This window comes from Flavobacterium sp. FlaQc-48 (genome assembly GCF_044007335.1).
Classification (GTDB): Bacteria; Bacteroidota; Bacteroidia; order Flavobacteriales; family Flavobacteriaceae; genus Flavobacterium.
In genome coordinates this window covers 117,447-137,345 of the sequence record NZ_JBIPCR010000017.1, presented here as the reverse complement: position 1 = coordinate 137,345, position 19,899 = coordinate 117,447, and the positions used below count along the sequence as shown (strand labels likewise).

General features: G+C 37.6%; 10 protein-coding genes. 7 read left to right on the top strand and 3 right to left on the bottom strand.

Annotated features, from left to right (window positions below):
- Positions 1–58 precede the first annotated feature (58 nt).
- The 3 genes from ACHRWY_RS22050 to ACHRWY_RS22040 form a co-directional block, all read right to left on the bottom strand.
- Positions 59–2,974, bottom strand: coding sequence for an FAD-binding and (Fe-S)-binding domain-containing protein (locus tag ACHRWY_RS22050; protein WP_395357556.1), 2,916 nt, complete (start codon positions 2,972–2,974; stop codon positions 59–61).
- 65 nt (positions 2,975–3,039) lie between these two features.
- Positions 3,040–4,968 (bottom strand): glucosamine-6-phosphate deaminase, encoded by a 1,929-nt coding sequence (gene nagB / locus ACHRWY_RS22045; RefSeq protein ID WP_395357555.1) that lies wholly within the window; start codon positions 4,966–4,968, stop codon positions 3,040–3,042.
- Positions 4,969–5,106: 138 nt separating this feature from the next.
- A complete protein-coding gene (locus ACHRWY_RS22040; protein ID WP_395357554.1) occupies positions 5,107–5,856 on the bottom strand; it encodes a DeoR/GlpR family DNA-binding transcription regulator in 750 nt (249 codons plus the stop codon).
- 244 nt (positions 5,857–6,100) lie between these two features.
- On the opposite strand from ACHRWY_RS22040, the gene ACHRWY_RS22035 reads away from it, so the two are divergent.
- The 7 genes from ACHRWY_RS22035 to ACHRWY_RS22005 all read left to right on the top strand — a co-directional run bounded on the left by ACHRWY_RS22035 (position 6,101) and on the right by ACHRWY_RS22005 (position 19,891).
- The gene (locus ACHRWY_RS22035) at positions 6,101–9,388 is read left to right on the top strand and encodes a SusC/RagA family TonB-linked outer membrane protein (protein ID WP_395357553.1); all 3,288 of its coding nucleotides are present in this window, start codon (positions 6,101–6,103) and stop codon (positions 9,386–9,388) included.
- A 24-nt stretch (positions 9,389–9,412) separates the two neighbouring features.
- Positions 9,413–11,146: a RagB/SusD family nutrient uptake outer membrane protein gene (locus ACHRWY_RS22030; protein ID WP_395357552.1), complete on the top strand. Its 1,734-nt coding sequence runs from the start codon at positions 9,413–9,415 to the stop codon at positions 11,144–11,146.
- A gap of 260 nt (positions 11,147–11,406) precedes the next feature.
- On the top strand, positions 11,407–12,606 hold the full coding sequence (locus ACHRWY_RS22025) for an exo-beta-N-acetylmuramidase NamZ domain-containing protein (RefSeq protein WP_395357551.1): 1,200 nt from the start codon (positions 11,407–11,409) through the stop codon (positions 12,604–12,606).
- Between the two features lie 49 nt (positions 12,607–12,655).
- On the top strand, positions 12,656–13,483 hold the full coding sequence (gene murQ / locus ACHRWY_RS22020; RefSeq protein WP_395357550.1) for an N-acetylmuramic acid 6-phosphate etherase: 828 nt from the start codon (positions 12,656–12,658) through the stop codon (positions 13,481–13,483).
- Positions 13,484–13,744: 261 nt separating this feature from the next.
- Positions 13,745–15,250 (top strand): sodium:solute symporter, encoded by a 1,506-nt coding sequence (locus tag ACHRWY_RS22015; RefSeq protein ID WP_395357549.1) that lies wholly within the window; start codon positions 13,745–13,747, stop codon positions 15,248–15,250.
- A gap of 263 nt (positions 15,251–15,513) precedes the next feature.
- Positions 15,514–18,510: a glycoside hydrolase family 3 N-terminal domain-containing protein gene (locus ACHRWY_RS22010; protein WP_395357548.1), complete on the top strand. Its 2,997-nt coding sequence runs from the start codon at positions 15,514–15,516 to the stop codon at positions 18,508–18,510.
- A gap of 172 nt (positions 18,511–18,682) precedes the next feature.
- The gene (locus ACHRWY_RS22005; protein WP_395357547.1) at positions 18,683–19,891 is read left to right on the top strand and encodes an anhydro-N-acetylmuramic acid kinase; all 1,209 of its coding nucleotides are present in this window, start codon (positions 18,683–18,685) and stop codon (positions 19,889–19,891) included.
- Positions 19,892–19,899 lie beyond the last annotated feature (8 nt).

Genomic DNA, 19,899 nt, shown 5'->3' with positions numbered 1-19,899 from the left:
AAATTACTTAATCCCTTAATGGTAAAAGAAAATTAAGTTTCATCTAAAATTCGGAAATTTATTTCAAACAATCCCTTAAAATAGTTACCGGATGCATGGCTTTTCTGTTCGTTCCGTCAAAAATCTGGTGGCGGCAGCTTGTTCCTGCAGCGGCAATTGCCGTTGTCGATTCGGTTGCCCGAATTTTCGGAAACAAGGTATCTTCTCCCATCTGCATACTAATTTCGTAATGTTCTTTTTCATAACCAAAGGAACCTGCCATTCCGCAACAGCCTGAATTGTAAATGGTAACGGTGCTGTTTTTTGGCACATTCAGCATTGCAAAAGAAGCTTCTACCGTGCTTAATGCCTTTTGATGGCAATGTCCGTGAATTTTTATTGTTTTCTGTACATCAGAAAATTGTCCGGAATGAATTTTTCCTTTTGCGATTTCTGCCTTAAAAAACTCTTCGATAGTAAACGTATTTTTGGACAGTTTTTCGGCGCTTTCTTTGTCTTTTGCCAATCGTATATATTCATCTCGAAAGGTCAATATTGCCGATGGTTCAATTCCGATTAAAGGCCTGCCTTCTGAAATTAAATCTTTAAAAATATTGACGTTTTTATTGGCTATACTTTGTGCTTCTTCCAGAAAACCTTTTGACAAGAAAGCTCTTCCGCTTTCTTCGTGATCTGTAATAAGGACTTCGTACCCTAATGCAGTCAGTAGTTCATACGCATCGATACCCACTGAAACATCGTAATAATTGGTAAATTCATCACAAAAGAGATATACTTTTCCGTTTTTAAATGAATTGGTTTCTGCCGGTTTCTTATTTTTTTCGTACCATTTTTTAAAGGTCTTTGGGGCTAAAAGCGGTACTTGTCTTTTTGGGGCAATTCCCATACTTTTTTTAACCAAAGATAAGTTGGCAATAAAATTGGTCATCGATGGTGCAATGCTTCCAAACTTATTCAATTTCGAATTGAAAGCAAATATTTTATTACGCACTGAAAACCCGTTTGCTTTTTGATATTGGTATAGAAATTCTGCTTTTAAAGTCGCAATATCCACATTACTTGGGCATTCGCTGGCACAGGCTTTACAGCTTACGCACAACTCAAATACTTTATATAATTCTTCGTGATCGAATTTGTTGTCTTTTTCAGAATGGGTAAGATATTCTCTTAATGCATTGGCTCTGGCACGGGTCGTATCTTTTTCGTTTCGGGTAGCACGATAACTCGGACATAAAGTTCCTCCCGCCGATGGCATTTTGCGGCAATCACCGGAACCGTTGCATTTCTCGGCGGCACGCAAAATTCCCATACTATCAGAGAAATCCTGAATAGTTTGAATGTCCGGTTCTATCCTTCCTGCTTCGAAACGAAGATTTTCATCCATTTTAGAAGCATTTACAATTTTCCCAACGTTCAAAATGGTATTGGGATCAAAAGCTTTTTTTATTCGTTTCAGCAGTTCATAATTGTGATCCCCAATCATAAAAGGCAGAAACTCTCCTCGTAAAATTCCATCGCCATGTTCACCGCTTAGTGAACCTTGGTATTTTTTGACCAAATGGGCCACTTCCGTGGATATATTTCTAAACTGATGTAATCCTTCTTTTGTTTTTAAATTGATAACCGGACGCAGGTGCAATTCTCCGGCTCCGGCATGTGCATAATAAATGGCACTTTGGCCATGTCTTTTCATCATGGCAGCAAAATCGGCAATGTAATTGGGAAGGTCGCTCAATTCAACGGCTGTATCTTCAATAGAATCAGCGGCTTTATCGTCGCCCACAATACTTCCTAAAAGTCCCAGACCTGCTTTTCGTAAATCATTTATTTTATCAATATCTGCCCCGTAAATTTTCGGCAAAGCATAACCATAATTATTTTCCCGGAGATCTTTAATCAAGGCATCGGCTTGTCGTTCAGCGTCTTCCATACTGATATGTGATCCTACTTCAAGCATAATAACGGCCTTGGGTTCTCCCACGATAAAAAATCTGTTTTTGGCCTGTTCCCTATTGGTTTTGGTACAATCTAAAATTGTATCATCCATCATTTCACAGGTGTACAAATGATGTTTCATTGCCGTAACTACTGCCTCCAGACTTTCCTGAATGGTATGAAAATGCGCCACCACCATAATATTGTTGGTTGGCGGCAGATCATCTACTTTCAGGGTAATTTCTGTTGTAAATGCCAGTGTCCCTTCGCTTCCGCAAAGTAGTTTTCCTAAGTTGATTGTATTTTCTGTGCCCGAAAATAATTCTGATTTTAATAATACATCAACCGCATAACCTGTATTTCGTCTGTGAATTTCAGGTTTTGGAAATTCCCTCTTGATTTCTTCCTGATTTTCTTTATTCGAAAGCTCCTCGTAAATGGTTTTGTAGATTTTATTTTCGAGTGAATCGCCTTTTGTTTTCTCAATAAATTCATCCGAAGACATGTCTTTAAACACCACCATACTTCCGTCACTCAAAACGGCTTTTATCTCCACAATTTTATCCCGGGTAACGCCATAACGAATCGAAGTTGTTCCGGATGAATTATTCCCTACCATACCGCCAATCATACACCTATTAGTGGTTGAAGTGGTTGGGCTGAAAAATAATCCATGCGGCTTTAAATACAAATTGAGTTCATCGCGAATTACTCCCGGCTGTACTGTTATGGTTTTCTTTTGGGCATCAAAAGCAACAATTTTGGTAAAATGTTTCGAAACGTCTACAATAATTCCGTTCCCCACAGTCTGACCTGCCAGAGAAGTTCCTGCAGTTCTGGGCGTTATTGAAATCTTATTTTCTGAAGCAAAGCGGATGATTTTTACAATATCGTCTTCGGTTTTAGGAATGGCAACGGCTTCCGGCATAATTCTGTATGCGGAAGCATCTGTAGCGTACAGTTTTTTATGAAGCTCATCATAAAAAAGAGTTCCTTCTAAGGAATCGGATAGTTGTTGTAATTTGAGAGAATCGGGCATTTATTTGGTAATTGGTTGTTTGGTTAATCTGTTATATAAAAACCTGTCAGGCCTGAATTGAATTACTAATAATCAAAACGTTTAAAAGCTTCAATGGCTTCGTATTCTGCTAATCCTAATTTATCGTATAAAATGGCTGTGTTTTTATTTCGGTCTTCGGCCCTTACCCAGAATTCCCTGGAATCATTCCCCTGAAACATCACTCTGTCTTTTTGAGACTGGTGGTATAAAATAGCATGGCGTTTCAACAATACTTCTGATGGGGAAAGCGGAACGGCCATGTCAATTTCATGAATGTCCCATTCGTGCCAGGCACCTCTGTACAGCCATAACCAGCAGTCATCCATATACTTTTCCGGTTTTAACTGTTTCATGGCGGCAAAGATGGCATTTAAGCATACTTCATGCGTTCCGTGCGGATCTGCCAGATCTCCTGCTGCAAATACCTGATGGGGTTTTATCCTGGCAATAATTTCTTTTACAATCGCAATGTCTTCAGGACCTAACGGATTCTTTTTTACCTGTCCGGTTTCATAAAACGGAAGATCCAAAAAGTGTGTATTTTCATCTTTTAGTCCGATGTATCTTGTGGCTGCATAAGATTCTCTACGTCTGATCAGCCCTTTTAATTTTCGAACTTCCAGGGAATCAATCTGGTTTTCTGATTTATTATTTAAAAACTCAATTACCGATTTGAAATTGATGTCTTTTGGCAAATCTCCGCCAACGAAATCATTACATACCTCAGCAAATTTTAAAGCTTCATCATCAGTAACCGCAATATTTCCGGAGGTTTGATAGACCACATGTACATCGTGCCCTTGTTTGATCAGTTTTGAAAAAGTTCCTCCCATAGAAATCACATCATCATCCGGATGCGGACTAAAAAGAATCACTCGTTTTTTGGCCGGATTGGCTCTTTCCGGACGATGTGAATCATCTGTATTGGGTTTTCCTCCGGGCCATCCCGTAATGGTATGCTGCAGGATATTGAACATGTTAATATTCAAATCGTACGCAGAACCTTCCTGCGCCAAAAGATCAGACATTCCGTTATTGTTATAATCACGGTCTGTGAGTTTTAAAACAGACTGATTTGTTTTCTGGCACAACCAAACGATTGCTTTGCTTTTTAATTCTGGTGTCCAGATGCATTCTCCAACTAACCACGGTGTTTTAAAACGGGTTAATTCGGATGCTGCAGACTGATCTAAAACAAAAGTCGCATTGGGATGATTTTGTAAAAAGGTAGCGGGAACTTCAGAACTTACATCACCCTGAATGGTTCTCTTGATGATGTCAGCTTTATTTTGTCCCCACGCCATTAGTACAATTCTTTTAGATCGCATAATGGTAGAAACTCCCATGGTAATAGCTCTTTTCGGAACGTTGTCTATACCATTAAAATCTGATGAAGCGTCTACTCTTGTAATATGGTCCAAAGTAATGATTCGGGTGCCTGAATTGATATGAGATCCCGGTTCGTTGAAACCCACGTGCCCCGTACGGCCAATTCCCAACAACTGAAAATCAAGTCCGCCGGCACTTTTTATTTTCATTTCGTAATCAATGCAGTATTGATTCAATTGTTCTAAGGCAACTGTTCCGTCTGGAATATTTATGTTTTCCGGCTTAATATCAATATGATTAAAAAGATGCTGATGCATGAAATAATAATAGCTTTGACGGCTCTCTTTTGTCATTGGATAATATTCATCCAGGTTAAAAGTGATCACATTGCCAAAACTAAGTCTTTCTTCTTTATGCATGCGAACCAGCTCTTCGTAAACTTTTATGGGTGAAGAACCTGTGGCAAGACCCAGTACACAAGATTCGTTATTGGTTTGTTTGAAACGTATTAATTCCGCTATTTCCTGAGCGACATTTTTTGAAGCTTGTACAGAATTCTCAAAAATCACATTATGATTTTTTTCAAATCGGGTTTCTTCAAATTTTCCGGGTATGTCGTACGCCAAAGAAGTATTCGTTTTCATAATATATCTATATGGTTAAAGTTTAGTTTTAACAAATATAGATACAAAAAACAAAACAGATACAGTATTTTGCGTTATTTAACAAAATAAAATAAAAATAACGCAAAATAATGCAGAACAGATTATTTAAATCTTCAATTATAATATAAAAACACCTGATTTTCTATATTCTTCCAGTCTTGCGTCTTCCGGATCTAAATTGGTCACAATAGTATCGAGTTGATTCAGATCGCAAACCACATGTGGCATTTTAGTATTTAGTTTATTAGCAGAAAACATCGACACAACCCTGTCAGAAGCCTCTATCATTGCTTTTTTCACAATTGAGATCTCATATCCAATCTCTGTCAGTCCTTGTTTTATATTGATACTGCTGGCTCCTATAAAACAAATATCTGCCTTAATTTTAGACACTACCTGAATCACATCCATACCAATCGTTACCATTGCATTTTTCTGCATTTTTCCACCAATGAATATCAAATCAATATTAGGATGCTGGGATAATTGCATGGCGATTGGCAAGCTATACGTATAGATTGTCGCTTTTAAATCAGACGGAATTAACTTTGCAAAGACTAAATTAGTGCTTCCGCCGCTCATGATAATAACCTGTCCGTCATGCAATAAAGACAATGCCTTGGTGACAATTTCTTTCTTTTCTTCTTCAGCAGCTATTGTAATATTAAAAACATCAACAGATTTCTCTGTAACCTGGATCGCTCCGCCATAGACCTTCTCGAGCAGCTTCTTACTGTCCAATTCGTTTAAATCCCTCCTAATAGTATCTTCTGACAAATCCAGAGCCAAAGCTAAATCTATTGTGACAACTTTCTGTTCTTCAATAAGCTTAGTCATGATGTATTTATGTCTTTCGGCTTTCAGCATTTTTTAAAAAGTTAAAATTCAAGGCAAATATATCAAATATTTCAATGATAAGGGAGGTTTTGTAGGAAACTGCAATAGTTTGCATTTTTAAAAAATAAAACATGAATCAGAAGAATTACGCATACAAAACATGCGTTATTTTGCGTTATTTTGGTTAATTTTAGAAAATAAATACAAAATAATGCATTTATATGCAATAAATAAATATATTTGCCCAACAACCATTAAAAAAAACCAAATAATCATGAAAAAATTATTCCTTATTTCATTGTTGGTTTTGTTCATTCAGGCAACATTTGGGCAAACAAAAACAATTACCGGAACCGTAAAAAACAAAGCAGACGGGTTTCCTATACCTGGAGTTAGTGTCCTTATTCAGGGAACTTCAAATGGCACAACGACTGATTTTGACGGAAACTACAGTCTCCCGGTCTCATCAGGACAAAGCCTTAGCTTTAGTTATATGGGTTTTGAAACTAAAACCGTAAAATTTGAAGGTCAGCAGAAACTCAATGTTGATCTTGCAGAAAGCACCTCAAAACTAGACGAAGTTGTAATCGTAGGATTCTCTTCTCAGAAAAAAACAAACTTAACCGGTGCTGTTGCTTCAATTGATGTAGCTAAAACCATTGGCAGCCGGCCTCTAACAGATGTTAGTAAAGCCTTACAAGGCACAACACCAGGCGTAAATGTTAGCTTTAATTCAGGAAACATAAACCGTGCAGCTACTATTAATATACGTGGAGCCGGTACTATTAATGGGTCAGATGCTCCTTTAATACTGGTTGACGGAGTTCCTACTGATTTATCGCTGATCAATCCAAACGATATTGCCACGATGTCTGTACTTAAAGATGCCGCTTCTGCTTCTATTTATGGAGCCCGTGCCGCATTTGGTGTCGTTCTTATTACTACCAAAGGAGGAAAAACAGGAGAAGGAAAAGTAAGGTTCTCTTATAGTGCCAACACTGCTTTTACAAATCCTATTTCTACCTTAAAATTCTTAGATCCAACAGTAGAAATTCCGGGTTTGGTCGCCGCAGGAACACGTACTGACGGTGCTGTACCTGAGATTTTTGGTGCTAACTACAACACTTTACTGGCCGGAATTAAGAACTGGAAAGAAAAATATGCCAATAACCGCACCAGCAATGAAATGGTTTATGGTGAAGATTGGGAGATTAAAAATGGTACACCTTATTTCTACAGAGTTTGGGATGCTAACAAAGAATTATATGCCAGCAATGCGCTGCAAACTACTCACAATCTTTCGGCTCAGGGTAATCTGGGCGAAAAAAGTTCATTCTTTGCTTCGTTTGCCCTTACCAATCAGGATGGCATGCTGAGAGTCAATCAGGAACAAAGACAAAGAACAAATGTTAACTTAGGATTTACCACAAAATTAGCCGATTGGCTTACAGGTGATTTTAAAGTAATGACGATTAACACTTCTTACGATCAGCCCTTTAATTATTACGGAGGCTCCGGTACTGATGATACGAGCTATGGGGGTTATTTTGGTTATGCGCTTCGTTGGGGGCAGTATTTCCCTAATTTCGGAACCTACAGAGGTTATAATTTCCGTACCGCGGGAGGATATTTATCCAATGCCTCGAGAAATGAAAACATTAAGCGCAATAACAGGCTAAGTGCTAAATTTACAGCCGATATTACGAAAGATTTCAACATTATAGCTGAGGTAAGTAATGTAACTGAATCGTATAACAGAAAACAAAATGGTGGTAAATTCCTGGCCTGGGATAGCTGGTCTGCCATGCCTTATGATGCCACAACAATTCAGACTGCTACTCCCGCAACACTTGAAGCAGGAAATGACTATGTCGCACAATCTAAGTCTGAGTCGACTACAAATGTGGTGAATATTTATGGTAACTATAAAAAGCAATTTAACAAACATAACTTCAAATTCTTAGGAGGTTTCAATTCAGAGTGGCAGAATTTCTCCCGTAATTATGCGAGAAGAAATACGCTGTTAGACAAATCAAAACCGGAATTTAATCTGGCTGTGGGCGAACAATTTGTTTCCGGATCAGCCAATACTTCTTTAAATCCGGCAGAAACTACTTATTCGATTGCTGGTTTCTTTGGACGTGTTAACTATGACTATAACGGAATTTATTTGTTAGAATTAAACGCCCGTTATGATGGCTCATCAAAATTTCCTACAACAGAACAATGGGGATTCTTTCCTTCTGCTTCTGCAGGATATAAAATTGTGAATGAAAAATTTATGGAAAGCACCCGTACCTGGTTAAACGACCTTAAATTACGTGCTTCTATCGGATCAATCGGAAATCAAAACGTAGGAAACAATGCTTTCTTATCGGTATTAAATTCAACAAATCCTTCCTGGATAAATAGTGGTGCTACATTACCTCCCTCTATGTCTTTACCTACCAACGTCGATCCTTCATTGACATGGGAAAAAGTTTACACTAAAGATGTGGGTATCGATATTAAAATATTTGATATGCTGGGTGCTTCGTTTGACTGGTACCAGCGTGATACAAAAGGAATGCTGGCCCCGGGTATAACACTTCCGGGTTCATTTGGCCAGAATGCTGCTCAAACCAACTCAGGAAATATGAGAACAAGAGGATGGGAATTGTCTTTGAACTTTAATAAAAACTTAAGTGAAAATGCTTCGGTATTTGTTGATCTTGCTTTATCTGATTATAAGTCTGTAATTACAAAGTGGAACAATAGCTCTAAATTACTGGCTGTAGTTACACCTACTACCTATCCTTATTATGATGGTTACGAAATTGGTCAGATTTGGGGTTTAACCAGTGACAGACTTCTTCAGGCTGATGACGTAATTACGAATAATGGTAAAACGGTAAATGGTGTTGATTACTCTAAAACAATGGGCGGTAACTTTAAATACGGTGCCGGAGATGTACATTATGTAGATACAAACGGAGATGGTGTTATATCACGTGGCGCAGGAACAGCAGACGATCATGGAGATTTAAGCAAAATTGGTAACACAACCCCGCGTTACAAATACGGCATAACATTAGGAGGAAAGTATCGTGGTTTTGATGTTTCTGTTTTCTTCCAGGGCGTTGGAAAACGTGACTATTGGGCTTCTTCTGATGCGGTGTTACCTTTCTATCGTGCACCTCAGCAAATGTATGAAAACCAGGCAGACTACTGGACACCGGAAAATACAGGTGCTTATTGGCCAAATCCTTATTATGGCAACGAAGCCAATACTTTTGGTTCAGGTACTACAGGCCAGAATAACTTTGTTACATCGACAAGATATTTGTTAGACATGTCTTACTTCCGTCTGAAAAACTTTAGTCTTGGATATTCTTTGCCGGTAAGCATTGTTAAAAAAGCCGGATTAGAAAAAGTAAGACTTTATACTTCAGGTGAAAACTTATTGACCTGGGCTGACAAACGCCTTCCTGTAGATCCTGAAATTGACGAAACAGAAGTTTTCTGGGGAAGGGCTTATCCTTATACCAAAACATGGTCTTTTGGTGTTGAGCTGTCTTTCTAATACTAACAATTCAAAACTTTTAAAATGAAAAATTCAAATATAAAATCTAAATTTCTACTGATGTTTGCTACCGTTTTAGTAGCAATGAGCGCTGTTAGTTGTTCAGACTACCTGACAGATGACCCTGCAGATAAATTTACAAACGATAACTTCTGGCAATCAGAAGATAATGTAAAAACGTTTTCATGGACTAATTACGATACCTTTTACGGATATGGAAACGGGACCACAATCGGGCTTTCTTTTTTCTACTTTCATGGTAGTGATTACAGGGTCGATGATAATTTATCGGCTTACACTTTTTATCAGATGCCAATTACGGCAGCTACTACTAATATTTATTCCTGGAATGAGTATTATACCTTGATTCGTCGTTGTAATTTGATGCTGGACAAAGTACCAACCGTTAACATGCCACAGGAAAAAAAGAACCATTATATTGGAGTAGCTAAATTTTTCAGGGCTTATACTTATTTTCGTTTAGTACAAAAATTTGGAGATGTACCTTATACGGATAAATATTTAGCACAAAGTGATGCCGCAGTTTACGCTCCTGCTATGCCAAGGGCCCAAATTATGGATAAAGTTATTGCAGATTTAGAAGAAGCAGCGAATTTAATGCTTGTTGCCGATGATAAAAATGTTACTGTCAATAAATACACCGCTTATGCGGCTCTAAGTAATGCTTGTATTTATGAAGGAACGTACAGAAAATATCATTTAGCTCAGGACGGAAGTGCTTTTCTTAATAAAGCAAAAACAGCTTCGTTAGCCATAATGAACAATCCGGCTTATAAATTAAACACAGAGTGGAAATCACTTTACAATTCAGTTGAATTGCTTGGTAATTCAGAGGTGATATTGGCAAAACGTTATTTAACCAACGTATTGATGCATTCACTACAAAACTACACCAACTCTTCAACTATTCAGTACGGTTTAACCAAATGGGCTGCTGACAGTTATGTAACCAAAAACGGATTACCAATACAACAAGCCGGAAACAGCCAGTATACAGGAGATGACAACATTACCAAAAATTTTGCGAACAGAGATCCGCGTTTTGGTCAAACGGTAAATACCACCAACTACGGTTACAAAGGAAAACCGTTTGGTACCGCATCATTGGTTTCGATGTCTGGATATGTATTTGAATTGTACAACAATCCTGCAACAACAGGTCCTGATGTTACAACAGGAGGACGTAATTATACAGATGCTCCTTTATTTACACTAAGTGAAGTATATTTAAATTATGCCGAAGCTTGTGCCGAATTGGGTACCGCAACCAATAATGACCTTGATATGTCGATCAATAAAGTACGTGCCCGTGCCGGAATTGCACCTCTGACTACTGACGGAACCAATGCTTCTGCAGGTGGTGTGCCAATTAACGATCCAAGAAGAACTTCTTCTTTAGAACAAATTTCAGGCGTGGTAAATCCTTTAATCTGGGAAGTACGTCGTGAGCGTCAGATTGAATTTATGAGCTGGACTACTTTAAGACAAGCCGATATTTACCGTTGGAAAAAAGGAGATTACTTAGATACTTCAAAAAATCCGGATGTCAATCTTGGTGCCAGAATCGGAACCCCTGTTGGAACACAAACGCAGGTAGACGGGAACGGTTATGTAAAAATTTACCCTGCAAGTGCCCGGAATTTTGAATCTAAGCATTATTTAATGAATATCCCGACAAATGATATTGATTTATACAAAGCTCAGGGTGTAGAACTAAAACAAAACCCAGGCTGGTAATTTATTTTAAAATTTAATTCCCCTAAAAACAATAAAACTATCTCCGGAAATCAAAATCCGGAGGTAGTATTTTAAACTATTCTTTTACTTACGCTAAAAAAGACACCGGAAAACCCGACAAAATAAAAGCATCATCTCAAAAAACCAGATAAAACTTCTCTACTACTTCATCAACAATCAAAAAACATCAAATAGTAATCAAATAATAATCTATTTTTATTTAGTCAATTCTTGTCTCCTAACTATTAACTGTATTTAAAATGATAAAATTTATAACCAAAAGTATTTTTATTGCAATTTCCTTATGCTGTGCACCATCTTATTCCGGTTGCATTCAAACCCTTGCAAAAAGCAATACTACAGCAATTACGAATCCTGTTATTAAAACCGGAGCTGATAATTACGAGAAATACTTACCGCTTTTAAAAGATAAAAAAGTGGGCATTGTGACCAATCAAACCGGAATTTTGACCAACAAAACCCATGTGGTCGATTTTCTATTGGAGAAAAAAGTGGCAGTACAAACCATTTTTGCCCCGGAACACGGATTTAGAGGAACTGCCGATGCCGGTGAACACGTAGTCGACGGTAAAGATCCTAAAACCGGATTACCCATAATTTCGCTGTATGGAGACAATAAAAAACCAAAAGCAGCTCAATTAGCCGGAATCGATGTGATGATTTTTGATTTACAGGATGTTGGTGCAAGATTCTATACTTATATTTCTTCTTTACATTATGTGATGGAAGCCTGCGCAGAAAACAATGTTCCGCTGATTATTTTCGACCGTCCAAATCCAAATGGCCGTATTGTAGACGGGCCACTTTTAGAAAAAGAGTTTAGCAGTTTTGTGGGCATGCACCCTATTCCGCTGCTGCATGGTATGACAATCGGAGAATATGCAAAAATGATCAATGGCGAAAAATGGCTGAAAGATGCCGTACAATGCAAGTTAACCGTTATTCCCTGTGTTGATTATAACCGAAAAATGGATTACAGTTTATTGGCAAAACCATCTCCAAATTTGCCCAATGACCAATCCATCAACCTCTACGCCAGTTTGTGCCTTTTTGAAGGAACTAACGTAAGCATGGGACGCGGAACGGAGAAACAATTCCAAATTTATGGTTCGCCTTACCTGACAAAAACAAATTTCAGCTTTACGCCTAAACCTAATTTTGGTGCCAAAGACCCGCTTTATAACGGAAAAGAATGTTTTGGTGAAGATTTGACCAATTACCCTAAACTAAACCAATTAGAATTAAAATGGCTTATTAAAGCCTATCAGAATACCAGCGATAAAACGAAATTCTTCAACGCTTTTTTCACCAAACTGGCCGGAACAAAAAAGCTGCAGCAACAAATTGAAAGCGGCGTTCCGGAAGATCAGATTAGAAAGAGCTGGCAGAAGGATTTAGAAACCTTTAAAAAAATGCGACTGAAATACCTCATTTATTAAAAATCTTAAATCGGTACACAAAAAAATTAAAAATTAAAAAAATCAAAAAATGTCAAAAGTAAATCCAGATACAGAACGCGAATCACTTTATTCTAATTTAGATAAAATGAGTACCAATGAGTTACTCTCAAGTATCAATAATGAAGACAAAAAAATAGCCGATATCGTGGAAGGACAAATTCCAAATATTGAAAAATTAGTCGACAGTATTGTTTCAAAAATGAAACTTGGCGGAAGGCTTTTTTATATTGGAGCCGGAACATCCGGGAGAATCGGGATTCTCGACGCTTCAGAATGCCCGCCTACTTTTGGGGTTCCTGACAATTGGATTATTGGTATCATCGCCGGTGGGGATTCTGCCATTAGAAAAGCAGTAGAAAATGCCGAAGACGATATCGATCAGGCCTGGAGAGACTTATCAGCCTATGAAATTACGAGTTTGGATGTTGTGATAGGAATTGCGGCTTCAGGAAACACTCCGTATGTGATTGGCGGATTAAAAAAAGCAAGAGAAAACAACATCACAACCGGAAGTATTTCGTGCAATAGCGAAAGCCTGATTTCAAAAGAAGCCGATTATCCGATTGAGTTAATTGTTGGCCCTGAATTTCTTACCGGAAGTACCAGAATGAAAGCCGGAACCTCTCAGAAATTAGCCTTAAACATGATCTCAACATCGGTCATGATCAAACTGGGAAGAATCTATGGCAACAAAATGATCGACATGCAATTGTCTAATAAAAAATTAGTGCAAAGAGGGGTTGAAATGATTGTAGAAGAGCTTCAGATTGAAGAGAAATTAGCCTCTGAACTCCTAAAAAAACATAAAAGCGTAAGAGCTGTTTTACTGGCCGAAAATAAAAATCTGGAAATCTAATAACCAAACTATCTAAAATCTTTTATAGATTTATACCTGTTTGACACAATTCCTTTTTTTTTGATGTAACCTATAGCAACATAAATTTTATGTCGAAAAAAGAATGCCAAAAAAACTATATTTCTTTCACATAGCGATCGCTGTATTTTAAAAAAAGTCAAACGCTTTTTTTTAAGCTTGCAGGATTATGTTTCTATGTGTCAAAATTAATTACAACCTAAAAGGTTACATTTATAACAACCAAACCATTAAAGCTATAAAATGACACCAAGTACAATACTTCTTCTTATTATCGTTTATTTCGGAACCTTGTTTTATATCTCGCACAGAGTGAGCCGAAAAGATGACGGAAATGATGCTTTTTTTACAGCCAATAAAAATTCCAAATGGTATTTAGTTGCTTTTGGGATGATAGGAACGGCCCTTTCAGGAGTAACTTTTATATCCGTTCCGGGAGAAGTTGGTGCCCCAAGTGGAGAACAATTCAAATATTTTCAGTTTGTATTGGGTAATGCCCTTGGGTTTATAGTCATTACAAAATTACTATTACCGCTCTATTATCGAATGAATTTAACGTCTATTTATGGCTATATAGAACAACGAATGGGACTTTACAGCTATAAAACGGCAGCTACTATTTTCCTGATCAGCAGAACGGTAAGCTCTGCTTTCAGGCTTTATCTGGTGGTCATTGTATTACAGCGTTTTGTATTTGACTTTTATCATATTCCTTTTGCGTTTACAGTATTGATTTCGCTGATCCTTATCTTTTCGTATACCTACAGGGGCGGGCTAAAAACCATTATTATAACCGATACTTTACAAACATTTTTTCTGGTAACATCGGTTTTTCTTACTATTTATTTTATTTGCGACCGTATGGATTTAAGTGCTATTGGCGCTTTTGAAGAAGTAAAAAACAGCAACTATTCCAAGATATTTTTCTTTGATGATTTTCCCGGAAGTAAATTCCATTTTGTAAAACAAATTCTGGGCGGCATGTTTGTTACCATTGCCATGACCGGACTGGACCAGGATTTAATGCAAAAAAACCTGAGCTGTAAAAACATAGGCGAAGCACAAAAGAACATGTTTACTTTTACAGGGATTTTTGTGATCATTAACATCTTCTTTTTAAGTGTGGGTGCACTGCTGTATATTTATGCCAATAAAAACGGAATTGCGATTCCAACCGATTTGATTACAGGCAAACCCAGAACCGATTTACTTTTTCCTGAAATTGCCCTGAACCATTTAGCGACAATTCCGGCAATTGTGTTTTTATTAGGTATTATTGCTGCCACTTTTGCCACAACAGATTCGGCTTTAACAGCTTTAACAACCTCTTTTTGTGTGGATTTTTTAGGTATGGACAAAGCAGAAAACAGCAAGAAAAATACGGTGCGGACAAGACACATCGTGCATATTAGTTTTTCGGCATTGATTTTCTTTGTTATTCTTATTTTTAATTCGATCAACGATAGTTCTGTGGTGGGTATGATTTTTAAAGTTGCCTCCTATACCTACGGTCCTCTGTTAGGATTATATGCATTTGGCCTGTTCCAGAAATCAAGACATGTACATGATAAGTTCGTTCCGCTAATTTGTCTGCTGTCGCCATTTTTTACCTATCTGATCAATGAAAATTCCAAGATCTTATTTTCAGGTTATGTTTTTGATAACGAATTAATCGTCCTGAACGGGTTAATTACCTATTTAGGATTATTCCTTACAAGTTCCCGCAGCAGCAAGCAAATCTCTTTTTAAACCAGTAAAAGCAAAAAAGAATTCGCTGTAAATAACAGCACAAACCATTGATTATTATTATTTTAACCCATAGAAACACAGACTAAAATTAAATCGAAAGAGAGTCTTGAAAATCATATTTTTTAACACCGCATAATATGTTGTATTTAAAGTAGCGAAACGTCTTTTTTGAGCGTGCAAAATCTATCTTTCTATGTGTTTCAATTTATGACGCTCAAAGATTTATAATGAGCAAAAATCTATTTCCTCCAAAAAATCACACTATGAAACATTACTTCATAAAAATAAGCCTATACGCCACACTCCTGCTTTTGATTACCAATTGTGCCACTAAAAAAAACAATACTGTTCATGATGTAAAAAAAGATCCTCTTTTAAAAGATACAGTGGTGTATGTTCCCAAAGAAAAATCAGCCAAAAAAACCTTTTTTAAAGATTCTGACAGAGAAACGGCATGGGTTGACAGCATTTATAATAAGATGACGGTTCAGGAAAAAATTGGCCAGCTGTTTATGGTTTCAGCCTATTCTAATAAAGATTCCTTACATACCAAAGAGATCAATAAATTGGTTCAGGACTATAAAGTAGGCGGTGTCATCTTTTTTCAGGGCGGTCCGGTTCGTCAGGCAAAATTAACCAACCTCTATCAATCAAAAGCAAAAGTTCCATTGTTTGTTGGTATTGACGCCGAATGGGGATTGGGAATGCGTTTAGATTCGACCTATATTTATCCGTGGAATATGACTTTAGGTGCCATTCAGGACGTAAACTTAATCGAAAATGTTGGAGAAAATATGGCCCGCGAAAACAAAAGAATTGGCGTTCATTTCAACTTTGCCCCTGTACTTGACATCAATACCAATCCTAAAAACCCTATTATTGGCAACCGGTCTTTTGGCGAAGACAAAGTCAATGTCAGCAACAAAGCCATTGCCTTAATGAAAGGGGTACAAAGCCAGGGCGTTTTTAGTACCGGAAAACACTTCCCCGGACATGGCGATACGGCAACAGATTCCCATAAAGCCTTGCCCCTGATCGATTTTTCGAAAGAACGCCTGGAGATGACCGAATTGTATCCGTACAAACAAATCTTCGACGAAGGTCTGGTCTCTGTCATGGTAGCCCACCTTAGTATTCCCAGCTTAGAGCCACGACCAGATTATCCTTCTTCAGCTTCTTATAATGTTGTAACCGGTCTGCTTCAAAAAGAACTGGGTTTTGAAGGTTTAATTTTTACTGATGGTTTAGGAATGAAAGGGGCCAGTAATTTTAAAGCCCCGGGAGATTTAGAAATAGAAGTAATTCTTGCCGGAAATGATATTTTGCTTTGTCCGGACAATGTGCCTGTTGCAGCTCAAAAACTAGAAACTGCTTATAATGAAAACGTTATTACCGAGGAACGTTTAGCCCATTCCGTAAAAAAAATATTGCATTATAAGTTTAAAGCAGGATTAAACCAATATAAACCAATAGATATGAGCAATATCTATAACGATCTTAATCCGTCGCAAAATGATGCTTTGCATTATAAACTGTATGAAAATGCGATTACCGTTTTAAAAAATGAAAAGGAAATACTGCCCATCCAAAATTTAGATCAGAAGATTGCCTATGTAAAACTGGGGGATGATGTCAACAGTACTTTTGTAACGACATTAAAAAAATATACCGAAGTAACCGAAGTATCCAACACCAGTCTTGAAAGCCTGAACAACGACTTAAAAAACTATGATACGGTTATTATTGGCTTTCACAAAGTAAACAAACCCTGGGACAAACAAAATTTCACGGAAACAGAATTGCTTTGGCTACAGGAAATTGCCAGGCACAATAAAGTCATTCTGGATGTTTTTGCGAAACCTTATTCGTTACTGCCTATTACCAATTTTGACGATATTGAAGGTTTAGTAGTTTCCTATCAAAACTCAAATATCAGTCAGGTAGTTTCAGCAGAAGTAATTTTTGGAGCAGTTCAGGCAAAAGGAAAACTGCCTGTATCCATCAACGCATCTTTCAAAGTAAATGATGGTTTATCTACTGAAAAAATCAACCGTCTGGGATTTACAAGCCCGGAAAATGTAGGGATGAATACGGCTGTTTTATCAAAAATTGATGCCATCGCCCAAAAAGCTATTGACGGTAAAATGACTCCCGGAATGCAGGTTTTGGTGGCCCGAAAAGGGAATGTTATTTTTCAGAAATCTTATGGCTATCAAACCTATGATAATGTTAGAAAAGTAACCAATTCAGATTTATACGATGTCGCCTCCGTTTCAAAAATGATTTCGACACTGCCCAATGTGATGCAGTTGTACGATAAAAACAAAGTGAATCTGGATACGAAATTAAAAGACATGGTACCGCTTTTTGCAAAAACCAATAAAGAAAACATCAGCTTCAGGGATTTACTGACGCATTATGCAGGACTTCAGGCCTGGATCCCGTTTTACAAAGCAACGCTTGACAATGACGGAAAACCTTCCTCAAAATATTATCGCAAATTAGCCGAAAACAATTTTACCACAAAAGTAGCAGACAATCTGTATATTAGAAATGACTATCATGACACGATCATGAAAATTATTGCCAACAGTCCCCTATCTCCTAAAATAGGATACAAATACAGTGATTTTACGTTTATCATCCTGAAAGAATACTTAGAGCGAAAAACCAATAAAAAACTGGAAGAACTGAGCCAGGAAAATTTTTACAGCACATTAGGCATGAATAACACCCTTTACAATCCGTTAGACCGATTTGATAAAAACAGCATTGCTCCTACTGAAGTTGATACTTATTTCAGACATCAGGTTATTCAGGGGTATGTACACGATATGGCAGCAGCTATGGAAGGCGGAATTGCAGGTCATGCGGGGATTTTCTCGAATGCTATGGACGTAGCCAAAATGATGCAGTTGTTTTTACAAAAAGGAAATTACGGCAACAAACACTATTTTTCTGAACAAACATTTGATGCCTTTAATACTTGCTATTACAAAGACAAAGGCGTTCAGAGAGGTCTGGGTTTTGATAAAAGAACCGGGAAAGACGGCCCCACCTGTGGCTGTGTTTCTGAATCCAGTTTTGGTCATACCGGATTTACCGGAAACATAGCCTGGGTAGATCCTGAAACAGAAATTGTTTATGTATTTTTATCCAATAGGACATATCCTGAAGTAATGAATAATGAGAATAAATTATCGAAAGGAAAAATCCGTGAGGATATTCAAAAAATCATTCAGGAAGCTATTATAAAGTAAGGGGGAGATGTGGGGTAAAATTCATCATCTTTTATGTAATACATAGAAACAGCTATCTGAATATAGCCAAAGTGAAACAACTTTTCCCAATTGCTAAAAGCTATGTTGCTATGTGTTTAATATAATTACGCTTAATAAATTAAATAATATTTTATTTACTAAAAACAAAATCATGAACGCAAATCTGGAATCACTTTATAAAATTGCCCAAAAACCATCACGAACTATTATCGGATTAATGTCCGGTACTTCTTTAGATGGTCTCGATGTAGCTTTATGCGAAATCTCAGGTTCGGGCGAAAATACAGAAGTTCAATTAGTACAATTTGATACTGTTGACTATTCAGAAGATATTAAATCCGAAATCAGGACGGTTTTTGCAAAGCAGACTATTGATTTTCAGAAACTGGTTCTCTTAAATGAATGGATTGGTGTTTTACATGCCAATATCATTCTGGATTGCCTGAACCGCTGGAAAATCCCAACGAGCAAAGTCGATTTAGTGGCTTCGCACGGACAAACTGTTTTTCATGCCCCGAAGATTTTGCACCAACAGGAGAAATTTCCAAATGCCACTTTGCAAATTGGCGACGGTGACCATATTGCCGTAAAAACCGGAATTATCACGGTTTCTGACTTCAGGCAAAAACATCTTGCCGCCGGTGGCGAAGGAGCACCGCTGGCCGTATACGGAGATTATTTTATCTTTAGCAAAAAAGGCGAAAACCGTATCATGCTCAATATGGGTGGTATTGCTAATTTTACCTATTTGCCTGCGAACCATAATCCCGAAGAAGTTTTTGTAACCGATACAGGAACAGGAAACACCTTAATTGATGCTTTTACCAGACTTTCGTTCCCTGATAAAGCCTATGATAAAGATGCCGAAATTTCAAAACAAGGTACCGTAAATGGATCGCTTTTGAAAGCTTTAAAAGCAGATGAATTCTTTCAGAAACCATTTCCAAAAACAACGGGCCCCGAACTTTTTAGTCTTGAATATGTCAGACAAGCGCAAACCGAAAGCCAGACCCAAAATATCTCTGTTGAAGATTTATTAGCCACTTTAACCCGATTTAGTGCAGAGACCATTGCCGAAGCCATACACGCCACCATAAACAACACTACCGATACTGTTGACAGCTTTACGATTTATATGTCAGGCGGAGGTGCACACAATCCATTATTAGTGGGCTGGCTGAGAGAATTATTGAGCTGTACTTTTGCCAATACTGATTCTTTAGGAATTTCCGGAGATGCAAAAGAAGCTATACTATTTGCCATTTTAGCCAATGAAACTGTTTCCGGCGGTACTTCGGATTTTGGACCACGCAAGAGAATTCCATCCGTATCGATGGGTAAAATTTCTTTTCCCAATTAATCGCATTA